A 17,889-nucleotide genomic window follows, 5' to 3' on the forward strand; every position below is an offset into this window, starting at 1 on the left:
ATGAAATTAAAAAGAGATGTGAAAATTCCAAGATATTATTTTCTGATTGTAGTGGGAATAATATCTTTACTTGCTGCAGTTATTGTCGGTGCACAAAGTGTCCGGACAAAAAAGAAAGAGGAACAGGCAAAGGTACAGGAAAAAGTACAGGTAGAATTTGAAGAGAAGGAAGAGAAAGAGACGTCATATAGTATTGATTATGACGAGTATGTTGTGTTAGAAAACCGACAAGAGTTTGCAGATGCTCTACTTGGAAATTATGCAGCCTTTTTGGATCAAGAGGTCAATGTTTTTGTACAGAAGAACGAGATTAAAGCGACAAGAGCAAAATGTGTAGATTCTTATATTCCGTATGATCATCCAGAAGAAACTTATATCTATATTTTCCTAGATGATGAGGAAGAAACCATTTTAGAAGCACATATTGAACCAAAGAGTAAGGAGATTGAAATTGCACGGTCAGCACTTACAAAAGCTGATATCAAAGAGGGAGTATGGAAACAAGAAAGTAATGCTCCAGCAATAAGAGATGTTCAAGAGGAGGATAAATGATGACGCTGCAAGAGAGAATGAATTATGAATGGGAAAGATTTTACTTGGATTGTATGCGCACAACAAAAGAAGCGATTTTCACAAAAGCGGAAGAGATTTCTGTGAAAAGAAGAATTTGTGAGTACTTAAAAAAGAAAAAAATATCAGAGTCTCAACAAGAAAAATTAGCATCATTAGGTAACATTTTAGAGAGCTGTTATTCATATATTTATGAGATGACAGACATAAAAAGCTTTGAGGACTCTTATATTCGTAAATGGATTCAACAATTGTAGGGAGGAAAGCAAATGGGAATAGCAATCCAAGATAATGTTGTAATCGGTCACTACAAGGAAGAGGCAGTTGTTTTAGTAGAGACTGGAGAACTTTTTTTGTTTCCAGGAGATAGAAATGAAACTCCGGTTGGAACAACCCTATCTACAAATAAGTACTTTATTCCGATTATAAAAAAGAGTAAAAGAGATCAAGATGAAATCCTAAAGATCTATCACGATATTTGAAGAGGAAAACAAAATGAAAAAGCAATCATATAATAAAGAAGCATGGAAGAAGAGTTTGATAGAAAAGGAGGAAAAAGCAAGGCAATATGTTGAGGAGTTCGGAAAGTCTTATCAGGAGAATCCTGAGAGGCTGGCCGAACTCTTTGAGTTTGGGGCTAAATTTCCTCGTTATAGCTATAAAAATCAAGTTTTAATTCAGAGTCAAAATGAGTTTGCTCTTTTCGTACAATCTTTTGATAGATGGAAAGATGAAGGGTGGCATGTCGAAAAAGGTGAAAAAGGGTTGATGGTTTGGGTTCCAGTTACAGCAACTTTTTTAAAGATAGATGGAAAAGAGATTCCTCTTATTGGGGCAACCAAGGAGCAAAAAGAGAATTATAAAAAAGGAATAATCGAAGGAGAACAACGACTAAGATTTAAATTGGGTACGGTTTTTGATATCTCACAAACTGACTTTCCTAAAGAACGTTATCCGGAGTATTTTTCAGTGGGATATGATTCTAAAGAACACCAAGAATTAACACAGGCAATCATAGAATTTTCTAATGATGTATTACATTGCCCTGTCGAGTTTTCAAATGTTTCGTCAATCGCATTAAGAGGAATGTATTACCCAGATGAAAATAAGATTATCATAAACGAAAAGCTAAATGACACAGAAAAGTTAAGTACCCTATCTCATGAATTAGGACATGCTCTTATTCATCAGGGTGAAAATAGTTCAAGCGTTGCAAAAAAAGAATATGAAGCGGATGCTGTGAGTATTTTGTTACAATCCCATCAGGGAATTCCATTATCGGAAAGTAGAAAAGCTCATTTTGCAAATCATTACAAGGAACATGTGAGTGAACTAGAAAGTAAATATTCTAACTTAAGTCAATTGTTGAAAGAAAAAAAGATACAAGAATCACTAGAAAAATCATTCAATGAAGCCCATTCTGTTTTCAAAGAACACATGCCAGCACTTGAGTATCGATATAAGAAAAATACATGTAAGGATATGAAAGAAAGTTTCTCCCCAAAAGCAGAAAGAAAAATGTCTATATCAAAAGCCTCATTAAATAGAGAGGAGAAAAAATTAAAATTGTGATGTTAAAGTACTTTGATTGTTCATGGTATTGAAATATGATAGAATAAAGCAAGGAGCGTGTAAAAATGGGTAAATTAAAGAAACGGTTTTTAGAAGCATTAAACAATATTTCATACCCTCAAAAGCGAAAAAGAGATGTTTCTAAATTTAAGAGAAGAGTAGCAACATATGAAGACATGACAGATGATGAATTAGACATGGAATTTGTTAATATAAATACAAAAGTAAATCATAAAAAAAGAGTTCTGTCAGTGGTTGGGATTGCATTTGTAATGTCTGTTTTTATGGATTTAGGAAAGTACCTGTTTGGTATTATTGAAAAAGCACTTATGGTGTATTTTACTGCCCCGGCGAGTGAGGCATTAAAAACAGAAGTAACAATATATGTTTTTGCTATATTTCTATTTTTTGTTTTTGCTTTATTTGTTATTGCGATAGGGATGATGTTGTATGATCTTTACCGATTAGATGAGCAAAAAAATATAATTGAACTAGTTCGAGATAAAAGGAAAAAGGAAAATGAATCAAACAATGAATGAGCTTGTGAAGAGATTATGGTATGTAGTTGTATATGCTATTTTTAATATTGGATTTTTGATATCATTAAATAAGTTAAATGCTGTTTTATTAAGTGAAGGATTGGATGAAAACCCATGGGAACTTTTGGCTTACAATGATCATATTGCTTTAAAGTATTTTGGTTTTGCAGTAGTAATATTTCTAGTTGGAATACTTCTATTCGTTATACTTATGAAAAGAATACTTGGAGGAGAGTGTGATGTTGCTGAATTAATTGCAACTCTTTTTTCTGCTTTTGCCGTTTTAATGTTGTTAGTTATACTAATTATTTTAATTGACAATCCGATTTTAAGAGCAGTAATGGGAATAGGAATAATTGGAGCATTTTTTTTATCAGCTCAGAGTAATTAAGTTTTTGAAAGAAGATGTAGAGGTGAGAAATTTTCAAGTTGTTGAAGATGAAAAAAATGAAAAATCATCCTCACGAATAAAAAACACATTATTGGCAGCACAGCATTTTGAATGTATGTGCTGCCTTTTTATACATGTATGTGCCCATCTAGGCACATGATATACGAGGGGTATTAGGGGATTTTCCCCTAACAAGAGGTATTTTGTAGCACAAAATGCGTATCTTGCCAATCTGACAAGCAGATTGGAGCCTGATTGGGTGTACAAATGAGCCTGAACAGGCGTACAGAGAAGCGCCTAAGTAGGCACACATGGGGGACGTGTGCGCCTATCTGGGCGCAGATGAAAAAAACATAAGAAAGGGGGGATAAGACATGTCAATCAAGCAGAGAAAGCATTTCAGATTAACAATAGAGGCAGTCGCAGTTATTGAGAGACGTGATAAAGAAAAGTTTCCAGATGAAGTGGATTTAATTGAATTTCTTTTGATTAATTATAAAGAAAAGCTCAAACAAAAAGAAGTTCTTGAAAAGATAGAAGAGCTTTTCGATAAACAGAATGAGTACATAAGTGTCACATTAAAAAATAGAAGTATGAAGCAAGATTTGGAAACTGGAAACGAGTATTATGTTTAAAAAGTTTGGAAGTAAATGAACCTAGATAGTAGAGTATGGAAGTGATAAAATATAATTAGAGAAGTAGAGGAAAGAGACTCCATGAAAAGGATTCTCTTTTTTTGGTGGGAAAAATGATAGGAAAAGTTCAGTTGTATTACTACATAAAGAAAAAAATTCCGGTAATCATAATTCAAAAAAAGTATGGAAGAGTTATGGGGGTGATTGAAGAAATTATAAGTGTAAATGACAGAAAAAAACTATTAATATTTGACTATGAGTTTATACAAAAATGTGTGATAGGACTTGATGAAATCGCTATGATTTATGAAGCGAAAAAAGAAGGAGATGATTTTATGACAAAAGAAGAAAAGCTTGAAAAGCAAATTAATGAGCTAAAGAAAATCGAAGACAAGGAACTTGTGTTGAAAGGTAAAAAGAGAGAAATAAAAACAAAGATTCAGGAGATTGAAAAGGAAATTGAAGAAGATAAGCTTGTGAAAAAAATGGAACTTACGAAAGAATTGACAAAACAAATAGAGGAAACGTTTGGAGAAGTATCACCAGAAAGTATAAAAATGGTTGGTGAATTGTTGCAAGCCCAACCGGGAAAAGTCAATAGAAATGAAGAGCATTCTAATTCTATGTGAATGAAAGGTGAGATTGTTTTATGAAGACAAATCGAACGAACTATGTTCATTTGAGATTGACAGAAAGAGAATTTGACATTCTAAAAAAACTTGCCGAAGAGGATATAGAATCTAAAACATTGGATGGAAAAGTTAATTTAAGTGCATATATCCGTAATGTGGTGTTTGTGAATGGTCGCCCCAAAGATATGAAACGTGAATTACGTAATTTGAATTTTCAAATAAGAAAAATAGGAGTGAACATTAACCAAGTTGTGAAGAGAATCAACAGTGGTTATTTTTTTCAAGATGATGCATTACATTTAGCAGAAGAGTTAAAAAAAATCGAAGAACTTGAAAATAAAATGCTCGCTCTACTGGAAGAAGGAATTTTATGGCAATCACAAAGCTAATGCATATTAAAGAGAATTCTCATCTTTACAATAATATCAAATACATCTTGGATGAAAAAAAAACAAAAGCTGGACAATTGGTAGGGGGGAATGCAGGATCCGAGGCAATCGAAATATATAATAACTTTATGGATACAAAAATAGATTTTGAAAAGACAGATGGACGTAAAGGATATCATTTTGTCATTTCCTTTAAGCCCGGCGAGGTTGATGAAGAGACTGCCTATAAAGTGGTTGAAGATTTCTGCAAAGCATATTTAGGAGAAAATTATGATTATGTTTTTGTAATTCACACAGACCAAGCTCATATACATGGACATATTACTTTTAATTCAGTGAGTCGGACAACCGGATACAAATATCGTTATGTGAAAGGTGACTGGCTAAAAAGTATTCAACCAATTACTGATAAGGTAAGTAAAAATTATAACCTATCAGAATTGACATATACAGAAAAAAGAAAGGGGGTTCATTATGCAGAATGGAAAAAGGGGGGATGGAAAACAGTATTAAAACTCGACATTGATTATGCGATTTCTAAAAGTAGCTCATGGGAAGAATTTCAAAATAATATGTTAAAGCAGGGCTATACAATGCGGGGTGGTTTTAGTAAAAAAAACAACAAAGAATATGTTTCGTATTCTATTCCCGGCGCAAATCGGAATCGAAGAGATTATACTTTGGGTAAAGGTTATGTGAGAGAAGAGATTGAGAGTCGCATTTTAGAAAAAGATATTGCGTATAAACCAAATGTGGCACCTAAACTTATAAAAGCATATGCCAATGGTTATAAAAACATTTTGCCGAGATATCAGGTACGGAAAGTGCAGCGCTTATTTCGAGCAAAAAATTATCACAATATTAAAAGTGTAAACATTTCCGCAGCGGCAGTTAGAAAAGATTTGTCGGAAATTGATAAACTCTATTCTGAATGTAAATATATTCTCGGCAATTCTATTAAATCTGAGGAGGAACTACAAAAACGTTTCGTTTCAGTTGATACTCACTTAGCAGCTTTGTATCAAAGACGAAAGACACTAAGAGGGTATAGTAAAACAAGTACCATGAGGGAGTACTTTTCCCTTGTAAGGAATCTAAATACCATTGATGATGAAAGAATTGATAATGTGATGGAGAGATTAAGGGAGCTGGAGCAGGAAATCGAATATCATTTTACAGAAGATGATCTTAAAGATTTAGAACAAGAAATTTGTAGTATTGCAAACGAAAAGAAAATTATAACAAGAATTTTAGATGAAGACAGAAAAGGTCCTTCGTTAAAACCTGTGAAAAGCATAAATAATAGGAGGTGAAAAAGTGGAAAATGAAAATCGAGATATACTTTCATATCAATTAGAGGTTGCAAAAGAATTTGGACTCAAAGAGGCAGAAGCAGATTTTTTGTCAAAAATAAAAGACTGGAAAACAAGAGAGTGGTATCTGATTTGTATTATTGATGGAATGCCATTAGAGGATTTATTGATTTTGGCTAAAGCAGCAGCGGATATTGATAAAGTCAAAAAGGCGAGAATTGAAAACTGGAGTAAAAAAGTTAGCAAGACTGATCGGTTAAATCAAACTGTTTTGAAACTAAAAGATGAAGTCAGTGACGTTTGTAAAGAAAGTCAAGAAATAAAGAAAGTTATATCTGAAAATATTGAACAGGCATTTAAACAGCAAAGTAAAGCCCAGGAAGATATTATTAAATCTAAGGAAGAAATGATCTTGATGTTAGAGCAGAAAGTGAAAAGTCTTGAAGAAGAGAGGGGGAAAGAAAGGTTGTACCGAAATTCGGTACAAGTAAGAGATGATGCGAGCAGCCAACCTAGTGGTATAAGAGGTTGGTTTTTTAATGTTAGAAAGGCAGGTGATACCGGGAAATTTATCCGTACCTATTTAAAAGACGAAAAATATAGTGTTGAGCAGAAGGAGTTTTTGATTGAATGTATTGAAGAAGGGATACAAATAAAGGATATTGAAGTATTAGCATCCCCCAATTTAAGTGTATCAACGATGAAAAGATTAAAAGAAATGATTTTAAAATACAATAAGTAGAAGGAGAACTAGCATGAAAAATGAGAAAATACTTGTAATAGTTGAAACGGAGAGAAAAGAAATTGAAAAGAGGTATAGGTATTTAAGCCAATATAGAAAAAGAGTTGTGGGTGGAAAGGAGAAGAAAAGATGAGTTATAAAGAATTTCAAAAAGATTTATTTAAACAATTACAAAAAGTTGTACCAACTGAAATGAAAGGAAATATTAGTTTAGAGCAGGTAGGACAGATAAATGATGTTGAGACACCAAATATCAAGGTTGCTTTGAGTGATAGCGAAGACGTAATGTATGGACTTGATGCATACTATGAGCTTTATTGTGATGGATATAATATAGATAATATAAGTCATATGATATGGGAGGATGTTGAAAGCAGAAAACAAACGTTCCAGTTCCCTTCGGCCGACAGTTTCAATAATGAAAATATAGAGTTTCGGATTAAGACGAAAAAGGGAAATGCAAAGCATTTGGAAAAACATATTTACACAGACATGGGAAATGGCTTGGTTGCAACATACTGTTTTGCAGAGATATTTGGTAAAAATACAGCAGCACCTATTGGTGATAAACTTTTTGCGACATTAGGTATGACAAAAGAGGAGCTTCATATGCTGGCACTAGATAATACTCAAAGGCGGAATCCAGAAACGTTAGAACACATTGAAAATGTCCTAAATAATATGATAAGTGGAAGTGATAAGGAAGCGACTTGGAACGAAGATTTAAAAGTGGATTCGGGAGATATGCTAATTCTTAGTAATCGGCAAATGAGTTATGGAGCAGCAGCACTTTTTTATCCAGAAGTGATGAACAAAATTGGAAAGGTAGTGGGAGAGGATTATTATGTACTTCCAAGTAGCATCCATGAAGTACTTATTGTACCAGTAAGTGTGGACATACCAGCGAGCGAATTAAGAGATATGGTTCGAGATATAAACGAAACGCAGGTACAGCCCAAAGAGCAATTGTCAGATGAGGTATACAAGTATGATTATACACATAAAAAGCTGGAATTGGCTGTAGATAAGCAAATGGATAGAAACATTATACCAAGAAAAAGGTAGGAGAAAAATGATGGAAAAACGATTATTTGTGGATATGGATGGAACACTGGCAATATTTAAGCCAGTCGATACTTTAGAAACGCTGTATGAGCCCGGCTATTTTAGAAACCTAGAGGTACACCAAAATGTTGTGGATGCGATAAGAGAAGTAATTAATGAGAATCCAGAAATTGGCGTGCATATTCTTTCATCGTACTTGGTTGATAGCCCATATGCTTTGGAAGAGAAAAATGAGTGGTTAGATAAATATTTGCCAGAAGTAAATCATGAAAGGCGTATATTCGTTCCTTGTGGTGAAGAAAAAAAGTCGGTTATTCCTAATTTGTCAGAAAGTGATTATTTGTTAGATGATTATACTAAAAATTTGATGGAATGGGAGCCACCGGCAAAGGGTATTAAATTACTGAATGGTATCAATCATACGAGAAGAACTTGGGTGGGAAGTATGGTTGATTTCAAAGAAACTGATTTAAAGAAGGAAATAGTATCTATTGTATTGAATAATAAGTTACTTGATAAACAACCAGAGAGAGGAAATAAGCAAGATACTCGAAGTCAAAGACAAAACATTCTGGTGCCCAAAATCTAAGGAGTAGTACATGGAAAAAACAATTGGTAAGGCAATAGAAAAAATAAGAGAAAGTAAAGAACTAGATGAAGCTGGATTTGGTCGGCTTATTTTTTTGGAAAAAGAAGATGTCGTAAAAATTGAGAATGGTGAAGCTAAGCCATCGATAGAAACATTGCAAATGATAAGTAATATTTTTTCGGTATCAATTAATGATCTCCGTGAAGGGGAAATAAAGGCGATTCCTTCTCGTGAAGATTTAATGAAAACGGTTTTAGAGGTCAAAGATGAGGTGGCGATTATTAAAGAAAATAATCAGTATCTTTTGGGGATTTTACGAAAAGCAGGATTAGAAAGTCTTTTGAAACGTCATATTGTACAAGAGAAACAGGTGCATGATAAGGAAGTATATGTGATTGTTGATACACAGACGGGAGAGGTAGTCCAAAATATTGATTTCGAAGATGTAACTTGGGATAATCGGGCGGTAGCTCAGAGTTGTGCAGATAATTTGAACAGAGCTAAAGAGGTTCTTCCGGAGGCTTCTAAGCCGTCCCGAAATTCGGTACATAAAGATTCAGTTGTTAGTATTGGAAACAGGAGGGTTAAATAGATGAATGTTTTTAGAGAAATGACTGCAGATGAAATCCGGGAATGGGTAGAGGAAATGCCGGAAATGACATTGTTAGTTGTGGAATTAGAAGAGGCAAGCTAATGAATAAGGATTTTGATATGGTACATGTACGTTTAGTTCATGATGCAAGAATGCTCGGTGAAGAACCTATTATTACGCCCGAGGCAGCCATAGAGTTTGTGAAAAAGGAATTAGTTCAATATGATAGAGAAGTACTAGTCTTGGTAAACTTGTCTACAAAGGCAGTACCGATTAATATGCAAATAGCAAGCATGGGTGACATCAGCTCTTCGATTGTAACTGGTCGAGAAATATTTAAAAGTAGTATTCTATCAAATGCTGCATCAATTATCCTTTTTCATAATCATCCAAGCGGAGATCCTTCGGCGAGCCAAGCTGATATAAGTGTTACCAAAAAAATAGCTTTGGCTGGAGAACTTCTAGGTATTGAGGTTGTCGATCACATTATTGTAGGTGGAAAGAGCGGAAAGTATTTCAGTATGATGGAAGAACATCTGCTGGGTAAACAAGTAATGTCACAGTGGAGAAAAGGAATGCTTCAAGAAAAAGGAAGAACAACAAAGAGTATGAGGCATTTATAGGAGAGAAAATATGGAAAATGATAGAGAAATGCAAAATATCATGATGAATATGCGTGGGGCCGGTGCAGCAATGCGAGGTATGTTTCTTTTTAATAATGCTGCAGCGGTAGGAACGGTTATGCTATTGAATACATTTATCCGACGAATGGTAAGTAAGAAACTTTTGAAGCCAGGAGAAGCAAAGGATTTAGAAAGTTTTATTGCGAAGACGGGAGGTGCGTATCAAATATATAATATCCCGGCAATTGATCAGGAGAAACTTAAAGAGGAGCTGACGGCTTCTGGCTTGCAGTTTTCAATTCTTCCGGATTTAAATAAGAATGATGGAATTATTCAAGTAGCGATTGATACAAAAGATAAAGATAGGTTTATGCCTTGGTTCGAGCGCCATGTCTTGAGTAATTTAAAAGGTGGTGAAAAGAAACGTTATGATCTGGAAAACTTAACCAATGGCAATGTTAGTATTATCAGTATACCCTTTGAGGATCAAGTGACTTTAGTTCAAGATGATTTTTCTAATCTAGGAATCAATTACACAATTCTTCCAGATCTTAATGTTGGAGATGGGGAGATTCAAATAATGGTAGCAAATGCTGATGTTTCAAAAGCACAGCATTGGTATAAGGTTTATAGTGAAAACTTGATTAAGTCAGATCCAGAGGCACAAATTGGAGATATGAAAGTGATTGGGCAAGAACAATATTTAGATACGGCAAGAACGGATGAACGTGCTTACATAGAAAATGCTGCTACAAAATATCAAGAAGCAAATAAAGAGTTTGAGCGTCCACCGGGCGAGCTAGAGATGGCTACAGCTCGTATGGCAGCGACTCAATCAAAGACCAGAACAACAGCCGATATTGAGTATGAAAACCTAAAAAATAATATTAACTACGTTGAAATTTCAATCAATCATAAGACATTGGTAGAAGAAAGCAGTTTTGGTGGATTTAAAGAAACGCAAGCAGGCTCACTTTTTGCCTCACGTATTCCCGGAACATGGGGAGATAGTGAGCAAACATTAGTTGTAGATGCAGATAATGTGTTTTTGGCAGATGATGGTATTACTTATGTGACTTTCTTAGAAAGAGATAAGGCGCCAATAGTATTGGATCAGGATGGCAAGCCTATTGCTTCGAAGTTACGCGAATCGGGTCAGTCTATATTTAATAATCATTATGATATAGTTAATCGCAAGTTTAAGGATAAAAGCAAAGTGCTTGATAAAACAATCAAACCAGTAAAAATGCCAACGCCACCTAAGCTGACTAAATAGGAGGTAATTATGATATATAAAAGAAAACCTCCCTATAGTTTGTACATTATATCGCTTATACTTTTTACGGTCTTTGGCTACTTTCTAGGTGGTATACATAAGTTCAAAGAAGTTACAATCAATAATCTTCAAGAAAATTTCACGTATATTGTCACTCATCCATTGACAAATTGGTGGAATGATAAATCGTTGGCATGGATTGGTCTTTTGTTTGTAGCTTGGATTATGTTTGTATCATGGTATTCAACTAATAATCGAAATTTTCATTTTGACAGAGAACATGGTTCGGCAGATTGGGGAGATGTAAAAAAAATCAATAAAATGTTAGCCGATAAGGACGATCAGCATAATACGATTGTAAGCTATAATCTAAAAATCTCCGACAAAGCATTATCAAACAACAATATGGTAGTTATTGGTTCGTCAGGAACATTTAAGTCAACTGCGGTAGTTGGTCCAAACTTGCTTTTAGCAAATACGTCAAATGTAGTATTAGATGTTAAAGGTGAACTGCAAAGACTGTACGGCAAATTTTTACAAGGGTTGGGGTGTAGGGTTCTTTCGTTGAATTTAAAAGATCCGTGGATGTCTGATCGCTATAATCCATTTGTTTACATCCGTCGTGAAAATGATGTTATAAGATTGATAACGAATCTACATGAAAGTGTTAGAAAGCCAGAGGCAATGAGTGGAGATCCTTTTTGGGATGATGGTGTAGATTTATATTTAATGGCACTGTTTTTTTATGAATGGCTGCAGGCAAAGGAAGAAAAAAGAGTAGGCTCAATGAACAATATATTAGAGCTTGTTAATGAGGAAAGTATTGTGGTTGATGCAGAGAATGGAATAACGAAGTTGCAATTAAGAATGGACAAATTGTCAAGAGTAAAAGGAGAGAATTATCCACCAGTTAGAGATTATCGTAAGTTGAAGGATGGTGCGCCTGAAACAGTGCGAAGTATTGTTCTTATGGTTAATGCAATGCTTAAATTATGCGAGACAGCAGATGTTAAACGTATTTTTTCAGGCAATGATATTGATTTGGAAGAAATAGGAATGGGAGTGGGTGGTAATCCAAAAAGGAAAACGGTTTTATTTTTAGTGCTGCCAGACAATGACAAATCGTATAACTTTTTGATTTCCATGTTCTATACACAGGCATTTGACGTACTTATGAGAAAAGCAGATAGTTTGGATGCACGTACCCTTCCTATTCATGTGCGCTTTTGGATGGATGAATTTTATGCTGGAGCCAAACCAACTGATCCGGATGTCCTACTGGGTGTAATACGTAGTCGAAACATATCGATGGTTCCAATTTTACAATCACCGGCACAACTAAAAGTATTATTCAAAAATGATAAATGGGAAACCATTTGGGACAATGCTCCATGTGTAATTTTCTTGGGGGCTGGAGCTAAGGCTCATGAAACCCATAAGTGGATATCAGAATCGCTAGGTAAGGCAACCATAGATACGCGAAGTGATGGAGTGCATTTGGGGAAAAATGGTAACGCAAATAAAAACTTTCAACATGCAGGTCGAGAGCTGATGACTCCTGATGAAGTGCGAATGCTTAAAAGAGATGAGTGTATTATTTTTATTGAAGGTCAGAATCCAATATTTGATGTAAAACCTATTCCTTTCAAACATCCAATGATACGCAAGGTATATAAAATGAAGCAATATGGTGAAGCGATGAGTGCTGGTCTGTACGATCATCCAGTACGCACTGTATATAATGAAGAAACGTTGGAGTATCGGACAATTACCCACAAAAAGGCATTTCAGCCCCTAAATAAAGAAGAAATTACTTGGTATGAAGAAGCATCTAAGAAGGATAAGAGTATTAAGATATTTAATGTTGATCAGGAAGATGTTTTATATCTAAATTGGGATGTAAAGCCCAGACTATCAGAAGATGAAGTGGCTGATTTATTTAGAAATTCATTTAAGAATAGCGTGGATCCATCTAATATTCCAGATGATGTTACTAATTTCAATGAACGTACCGAATTTCGGCACATAAATACTTGGGACTTATCTGGAACGATTTATGATTGTTTAAAAAGATATGCAAATAATCTTAGTGAAGAGCAGATTGAACAGATAGTTTCTGGTTTAGAATCAGGACTAACAGATAGGCAAATCAAGGAATATTTCATCCTTGATGCAATAAAGATGGAGCAGTTTAAAAGAGCATTTATATTAAAAAATAAGTACATAAAAAATTCATAGACGTTGGTGCCATCGTATCTTAACGAGTATAAGTTACGATGGCACTTTTTTTATGGAGAAAAGTAAACTGCATTTGATTTGTATAAAAAAGTCATTAATTAACAGAAAAATGCATAAAACCTATGTTCATTTTTTTTCAGAATAAACAAAAATATATCGACTAAGTAAAAAAACATAAAAACAAGTAAAAATAATGATATAATTTATTTCAAACGAAGAATGAGGGTATGTAGATTTTCTGTAAATAGATGAGGAAAGGGGGATTTATAAAAATGGAAAACAGAAGGTCTTGTATAAATAAATGTAGAAAGGAAAAAAACGTGAAAGTTGAGATGAAAAAAGTAATTGCAGGTTTATTGGTAGCTACACTTTGTGTTTCCCCTATACAAACGTTGGCAAATGAGTCAGGAAAAGATGAAGTGGATATTGTTCAAGATGAAGTACAGATAAACGAGGATGCGAAAGACGATGCTGCTGTCGAAGAAGAAATAAATGAAAAAGGTGAAGGAGCGAAGAAGAGTGAAATAGAAAAAAACATTATTACAAAGGATGATTGCACGCCTGTCAATGGAATAGAATCACCATATGAAATAGTCGACTCAAATAGCGTGACGAGAGCATCGACAATAGCTGGAAGATGGATATTAGATTCAAATGGTCGTTGGTGGTATAGGCATAATGATGGTTCCTATACAGTTAATGGATGGGAATATATTAATGGCAACTGGTTTTATTTTGATAGTGTGGGTTACATGGTAACGGATTGGCTACTTAATGGAGGTTATTGGTATTATCTAGATCTAACCACTGGGGCAATGGTAAGAGGGTGGCGCCAAATTGGGAGTAACTGGTATTTTTTTAATGCATCAGGGCAAATGCATACAGGCTGGCATGATGAGGGTGGATATAGGTACTATTTAAAACCAAGTACAGGGGCAATGGCAAGAGGTTGGTTACAAGTGGGAAGTAATTGGTACTTTTTTAATGCATCGGGACAAATGCATAAAGGCTGGCATGATGAGTCGGGCCATAGATATTATTTGAAACCGGGTACGGGAGTGATGGCAAAAGGATGGTGTCAAGTTGGAACACGGTGGTATTTTTTTAATGTATCAGGACAAATGCAAAAAGGATGGCATTCAGAAAATGGGCTGTGGTACTATTTGAACGGAGACGGTGTTATGTTGACGGGATGGCAACATTTAAAATTTAGCGGAATGCATAAGAATGAACCATTTTGGCACTTTTTTGATAGCTCAGGAAGGTGGAAGACGGATTCGGATGCTCTAGGCTGTGGACATGGGCTAAATACATTCAGAGACTTTAGATTTGCAAGTAATCCCTCGTTCAGTTTTTATTCAACATGTAATAGTACAGTCACAGGTCGTATTAGAACAGGAGCACAATCGTGGAATAACGCTGTCGGACGTACAATTTTTCGTGAAGGAGTTCCTCGTGATTCAAATGATATTGCCTTCGTTCCAGGAACTTTGGATGAGTATACGCTTGCAGTTACATATGTGGGACGAGCCGTTGGTTGGCATGGTCCATCTTCATTTGGGAAAAACTGGTATAGTTCGAAAATAATATGTGACACAAATAAATCAATTCCAGCATCAACTATGGCGCATGAATTTGGTCATGCGTTAGGATTATCCCATAGAATAAGCACTAAAAATACTATTATGTGTCAGTTGGGGAATGGTAGAACGGTTTCTTCGCCACAGGCAATGGATGTAACGTTATTTAATCACTTAGGATATTAATGGAGGACATACAATGAAAAGAATAATAGTGACAATGCTGGTTCTACTCATTTTTTTGACTTCTTGTACATTAAAAAGCAATGAACAAGTGCAGATAGAAAAAAAAGAGATAGAATTAAGTACAGAAAAAAACGTTATAGCTACTATGGGGACTGAGGCAGAGTATGATATAGATGCATATGACTTGGATGTTGTGATTGAACATAGTGATCAGATTATTTATGGAGAAGTGACTTCAATGGAATATATTGTTAGAGAAAATGGAGTTGGATATACAAAAGAGCAGGTAACTGTTAAAGAGGTTTTAAAAGGAGATATAGAAGTCGGAGATGTAATACCTGTTATGAAGATGACGGGATATTTCACAGTAAAGGAATATCTTGATTCACATAGTGATGTATTATATGAATCAACGAAAAGCTCATTTAAAGACATGACAGAAAATGAAATGAAGACTTCTTATATTAAGATAGAAAACGAGAACGATATTTTATCAGAGGTGGGACAATTAGGTATCTATTTTTTGGGATTTGTGGAAGCGGAAAAATCATATTTTCGCGTATGCGGTGGATATGGTGAATTATTGGAAACAGGTAAAGATACTTTTTACAGAATGGAAAGTGCAAAAGAAATGATAGAGGGAGATGAACTCAGAAGTAGAAGTACGCAGAGTATAGAAGAGGAAAGTGCTATGGTTACCCCCTATTCATTGGAAGAAATTGAAAACAAGATTCAATGAAAGGAGCTAGGATGAAGGATAAAGGCCTATTGATAGTGGCTTCAGCCATTACAATTATTTGTGTTGTTCTAGGCTATTCAGGAAAATTTTCAAAAAGAAATCCAGAAACTTTGATTGATAATGGGATAGTAATTCGTCAGGATGATATTTCGACACCGGAATTTGCATATTTTTATAATGATTTAGAAACCCTTACACAAGATAGTGAGTATATTTTTTATGGTGAAGTTAAAGATGTTAAATATATACATAGAGCAATGTTTACATACGATGATTATACGCAGGAGAAAGTGAAAGTCCTTTCAACAATAAAAGGAGATTTACCAGAAAAAATAACCGTTAAAAAGATGCAATCCTATCGTACTTTTGATGATTATATAAAGTATAGGGAATGGGATTTTCGACTATCTTATAGAGAGGATCTTAAAGAATTTAGTCCATACTCACCCAATGATTTGAGGAGAATGTTTGTTAAGACATCTCTATCAGGAGACCATATGTCGAAAGTTGGTCAGAGAGCGATTTATTTTTTAGCAGATAGCACTTGGGGAAGATATGTTAGAATGAATGAATCGACTGGTGAGTTTATTGAAATTAGTGAAAACGAGTTTAATACAAAGGGGTTTACGGAAAAGCAAACATACGAAGAGATTGTTAATGAAATAAACGCTTATCTGGATAATTAATAAAAAGGTGAAGTTCATAATGATACTTAGTGGCTGCTGATTAAAAAAATTCTGACTTGTATTGAAAAGTTAAAGGCGGATGAGTCGGCAGGCACTATTTAAAATATTGTAGAATATGCTAATTCGAACTATAGCGAATCGGAAAAAAATTCTAATAATTTTTCTAATAATGTTGGGATAAAAGGCGATAATTGGGAATAGAGAGAAACTATGAAATGTCCAATAAACGTCGAATATATATAGTATTAGATAAAGAGAGATGGTTGCATAATTGCGTTCGGGACGTAGAGGTCGCGTGTTCGAATCACGTCACTCCGATTTAACCCCTGATTTACAGGGGTTTTTCTTTTTTTAATCTTTAAAAAGCTGGTTGGTTTTGGTTGGGTTCTATTTTATCATCTGTTTAAATTTAGCATTCCTGTTTTGTATAACCATCTGTTTTTCAGAAAGATTTGAAGTATCATATGTATAATACATTTCGTTGACTTCTGTAGTATGTCCTAACATACTGGCAACGATTGTTTTAGATGTCCCACTGTTTTGTAAATCGGAACTGGCAGTTTTCCGAAGTTTTGTAATACCACCGCTGTTCAAGTTATATTCTTTGCATAATCTTGTCATACAATCAGTAATATTTCTGGCACGAACATAATCTCCATTTCCATCTGTAAATACCCAATCACACAAAATACTATGGTTTTCTTGGACATCTCGAATCCTTGTAAGCAAAGCAGTAATTTGCTCGTCAACGGGATAGACTCTAGATTTCTTTGTTTTTGTCTTCCCGATAGAAAATTCATTTTTAAGTCGATTGTGTTTTGCAGATTTATTAATGCTAATACTAATGTCGCTTATATCACTCCACCTAAGCGTTGATAATTCACTTACCCTCATACCTGTGTAAATTGCCAGCTCAATTGCATATGGTGGCATATAAAGGGGTATATACTCATAGTATTTATATAGTCCCTTTATGATGATTGCAAGTTCTGAATCCGAATAATAACGTGTTTCAACTGGCTTTTCAATCTCCTCACAATGCTTTGTGAAGTCTTTGGGTTCTAGAAACTCAATAGGGTTATCAATGATTATTTTTTCGATTCTCGCATAGCGAATGACATTTTTAATATAACTGAAAAATTTCCGACATGTTTCTTTACACAGACCTTGTTCTTTAATTGTCTTTAATATAAATAAGCGTATCGTATTTTCATTAATCTGATTAATTGGTGTTTCAGAAAAATCTGTTTCATTAAAGAATCGCTTACAGTCGGTATTATATTTATAAATGGAATTACCACTTAGTTCTAAGTCCTTGATTGCACGCCACATATGATACACTTCCATAAATGACGGGCAAGTGTTTATTCGCTTTTCTTTAATGTAGTGGTCTAATATCCGCTTATTGAGCTTTTCTATGCTGATACTTTCAATTTGCTTTCCTTTAGGTGGTTCAACTCCTTCCTTTGGTAAATATTGGTGCTAGTATATTAGCGTGGACAGAAAAAGTCGAACAAACTATAATTATTAAA

Annotated in this window: 21 protein-coding genes; 20 read left to right on the forward strand and 1 reads right to left on the reverse strand. The window is 34.6% G+C overall.

The window, feature by feature from the left end; genetic code table 11:
• From NHH15_RS06095 to NHH15_RS06190, 20 genes are all read left to right on the forward strand, one after another.
• Window positions 1-552, forward strand: a complete 552-nt coding sequence (locus tag NHH15_RS06095; RefSeq protein ID WP_262065772.1) for a hypothetical protein — start codon at window positions 1-3, stop codon at window positions 550-552.
• Window positions 549-827, forward strand: a complete 279-nt coding sequence (locus tag NHH15_RS06100) for a hypothetical protein (protein ID WP_262065773.1) — start codon at window positions 549-551, stop codon at window positions 825-827. The genes NHH15_RS06095 and NHH15_RS06100 overlap by 4 nt, the downstream gene beginning before the upstream one ends.
• 12 nt (window positions 828-839) lie before the next feature.
• Window positions 840-1,052: a hypothetical protein gene (locus tag NHH15_RS06105; RefSeq protein ID WP_262065774.1), complete on the forward strand. Its 213-nt coding sequence runs from the start codon at window positions 840-842 to the stop codon at window positions 1,050-1,052.
• A 13-nt stretch (window positions 1,053-1,065) separates the two neighbouring features.
• Window positions 1,066-2,142 carry an ImmA/IrrE family metallo-endopeptidase gene (locus NHH15_RS06110; RefSeq protein WP_262065775.1) on the forward strand — a complete coding sequence of 359 codons (1,077 nt, stop codon included), beginning with the start codon at window positions 1,066-1,068 and terminating at the stop codon, window positions 2,140-2,142.
• 65 nt (window positions 2,143-2,207) lie between these two features.
• Window positions 2,208-2,681 (forward strand): hypothetical protein, encoded by a 474-nt coding sequence (locus NHH15_RS06115; protein ID WP_262065776.1) that lies wholly within the window; start codon window positions 2,208-2,210, stop codon window positions 2,679-2,681.
• Window positions 2,662-3,072, forward strand: a complete 411-nt coding sequence (locus NHH15_RS06120; protein WP_262065777.1) for a hypothetical protein — start codon at window positions 2,662-2,664, stop codon at window positions 3,070-3,072. The genes NHH15_RS06115 and NHH15_RS06120 overlap by 20 nt, the downstream gene beginning before the upstream one ends.
• A gap of 374 nt (window positions 3,073-3,446) precedes the next feature.
• Window positions 3,447-3,707 (forward strand): DUF4954 family protein, encoded by a 261-nt coding sequence (locus NHH15_RS06125; protein ID WP_262065778.1) that lies wholly within the window; start codon window positions 3,447-3,449, stop codon window positions 3,705-3,707.
• Between the two features lie 113 nt (window positions 3,708-3,820).
• Window positions 3,821-4,336, forward strand: a complete 516-nt coding sequence (locus NHH15_RS06130; protein WP_262065779.1) for a hypothetical protein — start codon at window positions 3,821-3,823, stop codon at window positions 4,334-4,336.
• A gap of 20 nt (window positions 4,337-4,356) precedes the next feature.
• The gene (locus tag NHH15_RS06135; RefSeq protein WP_262065780.1) at window positions 4,357-4,728 is read left to right on the forward strand and encodes a MobC family plasmid mobilization relaxosome protein; all 372 of its coding nucleotides are present in this window, start codon (window positions 4,357-4,359) and stop codon (window positions 4,726-4,728) included.
• Entirely contained in the window at window positions 4,710-6,041 is a 1,332-nt protein-coding gene (locus NHH15_RS06140) for a relaxase/mobilization nuclease domain-containing protein (RefSeq protein WP_262065781.1), read from the forward strand. The genes NHH15_RS06135 and NHH15_RS06140 overlap by 19 nt, the downstream gene beginning before the upstream one ends.
• Before the next feature lie 4 nt (window positions 6,042-6,045).
• The gene (locus NHH15_RS06145; protein ID WP_262065782.1) at window positions 6,046-6,783 is read left to right on the forward strand and encodes a hypothetical protein; all 738 of its coding nucleotides are present in this window, start codon (window positions 6,046-6,048) and stop codon (window positions 6,781-6,783) included.
• A 129-nt stretch (window positions 6,784-6,912) separates the two neighbouring features.
• The gene (locus NHH15_RS06150; RefSeq protein ID WP_262065783.1) at window positions 6,913-7,848 is read left to right on the forward strand and encodes a DUF5688 family protein; all 936 of its coding nucleotides are present in this window, start codon (window positions 6,913-6,915) and stop codon (window positions 7,846-7,848) included.
• A gap of 10 nt (window positions 7,849-7,858) precedes the next feature.
• Window positions 7,859-8,437 (forward strand): 5' nucleotidase, NT5C type, encoded by a 579-nt coding sequence (locus NHH15_RS06155; RefSeq protein ID WP_262065784.1) that lies wholly within the window; start codon window positions 7,859-7,861, stop codon window positions 8,435-8,437.
• 10 nt (window positions 8,438-8,447) lie between these two features.
• On the forward strand, window positions 8,448-9,029 hold the full coding sequence (locus NHH15_RS06160; protein WP_262065785.1) for a helix-turn-helix transcriptional regulator: 582 nt from the start codon (window positions 8,448-8,450) through the stop codon (window positions 9,027-9,029).
• A 101-nt stretch (window positions 9,030-9,130) separates the two neighbouring features.
• The gene (locus NHH15_RS06165; protein ID WP_262065786.1) at window positions 9,131-9,652 is read left to right on the forward strand and encodes a JAB domain-containing protein; all 522 of its coding nucleotides are present in this window, start codon (window positions 9,131-9,133) and stop codon (window positions 9,650-9,652) included.
• A gap of 10 nt (window positions 9,653-9,662) precedes the next feature.
• On the forward strand, window positions 9,663-10,928 hold the full coding sequence (locus NHH15_RS06170) for a hypothetical protein (RefSeq protein WP_262065787.1): 1,266 nt from the start codon (window positions 9,663-9,665) through the stop codon (window positions 10,926-10,928).
• Window positions 10,929-10,937: 9 nt separating this feature from the next.
• Window positions 10,938-13,166 carry a VirD4-like conjugal transfer protein, CD1115 family gene (locus NHH15_RS06175; protein ID WP_262065788.1) on the forward strand — a complete coding sequence of 743 codons (2,229 nt, stop codon included), beginning with the start codon at window positions 10,938-10,940 and terminating at the stop codon, window positions 13,164-13,166.
• A 332-nt stretch (window positions 13,167-13,498) separates the two neighbouring features.
• Window positions 13,499-14,932, forward strand: coding sequence for a hypothetical protein (locus NHH15_RS06180; RefSeq protein ID WP_262065789.1), 1,434 nt, complete (start codon window positions 13,499-13,501; stop codon window positions 14,930-14,932).
• Between the two features lie 13 nt (window positions 14,933-14,945).
• Window positions 14,946-15,671 carry a hypothetical protein gene (locus tag NHH15_RS06185; RefSeq protein ID WP_262065790.1) on the forward strand — a complete coding sequence of 242 codons (726 nt, stop codon included), beginning with the start codon at window positions 14,946-14,948 and terminating at the stop codon, window positions 15,669-15,671.
• Window positions 15,672-15,682: 11 nt separating this feature from the next.
• Window positions 15,683-16,357 (forward strand): hypothetical protein, encoded by a 675-nt coding sequence (locus NHH15_RS06190; protein WP_262065791.1) that lies wholly within the window; start codon window positions 15,683-15,685, stop codon window positions 16,355-16,357.
• 387 nt (window positions 16,358-16,744) lie between these two features.
• On the opposite strand, the gene NHH15_RS06195 is transcribed toward NHH15_RS06190, so the two are convergent.
• Window positions 16,745-17,689 (reverse strand): tyrosine-type recombinase/integrase, encoded by a 945-nt coding sequence (locus tag NHH15_RS06195; protein WP_262065792.1) that lies wholly within the window; start codon window positions 17,687-17,689, stop codon window positions 16,745-16,747.
• Window positions 17,690-17,889 lie beyond the last annotated feature (200 nt).

The organism is Aequitasia blattaphilus (assembly GCF_024721305.1).
Lineage (GTDB): Bacteria > Bacillota > Clostridia > Lachnospirales > Lachnospiraceae > Aequitasia > Aequitasia blattaphila.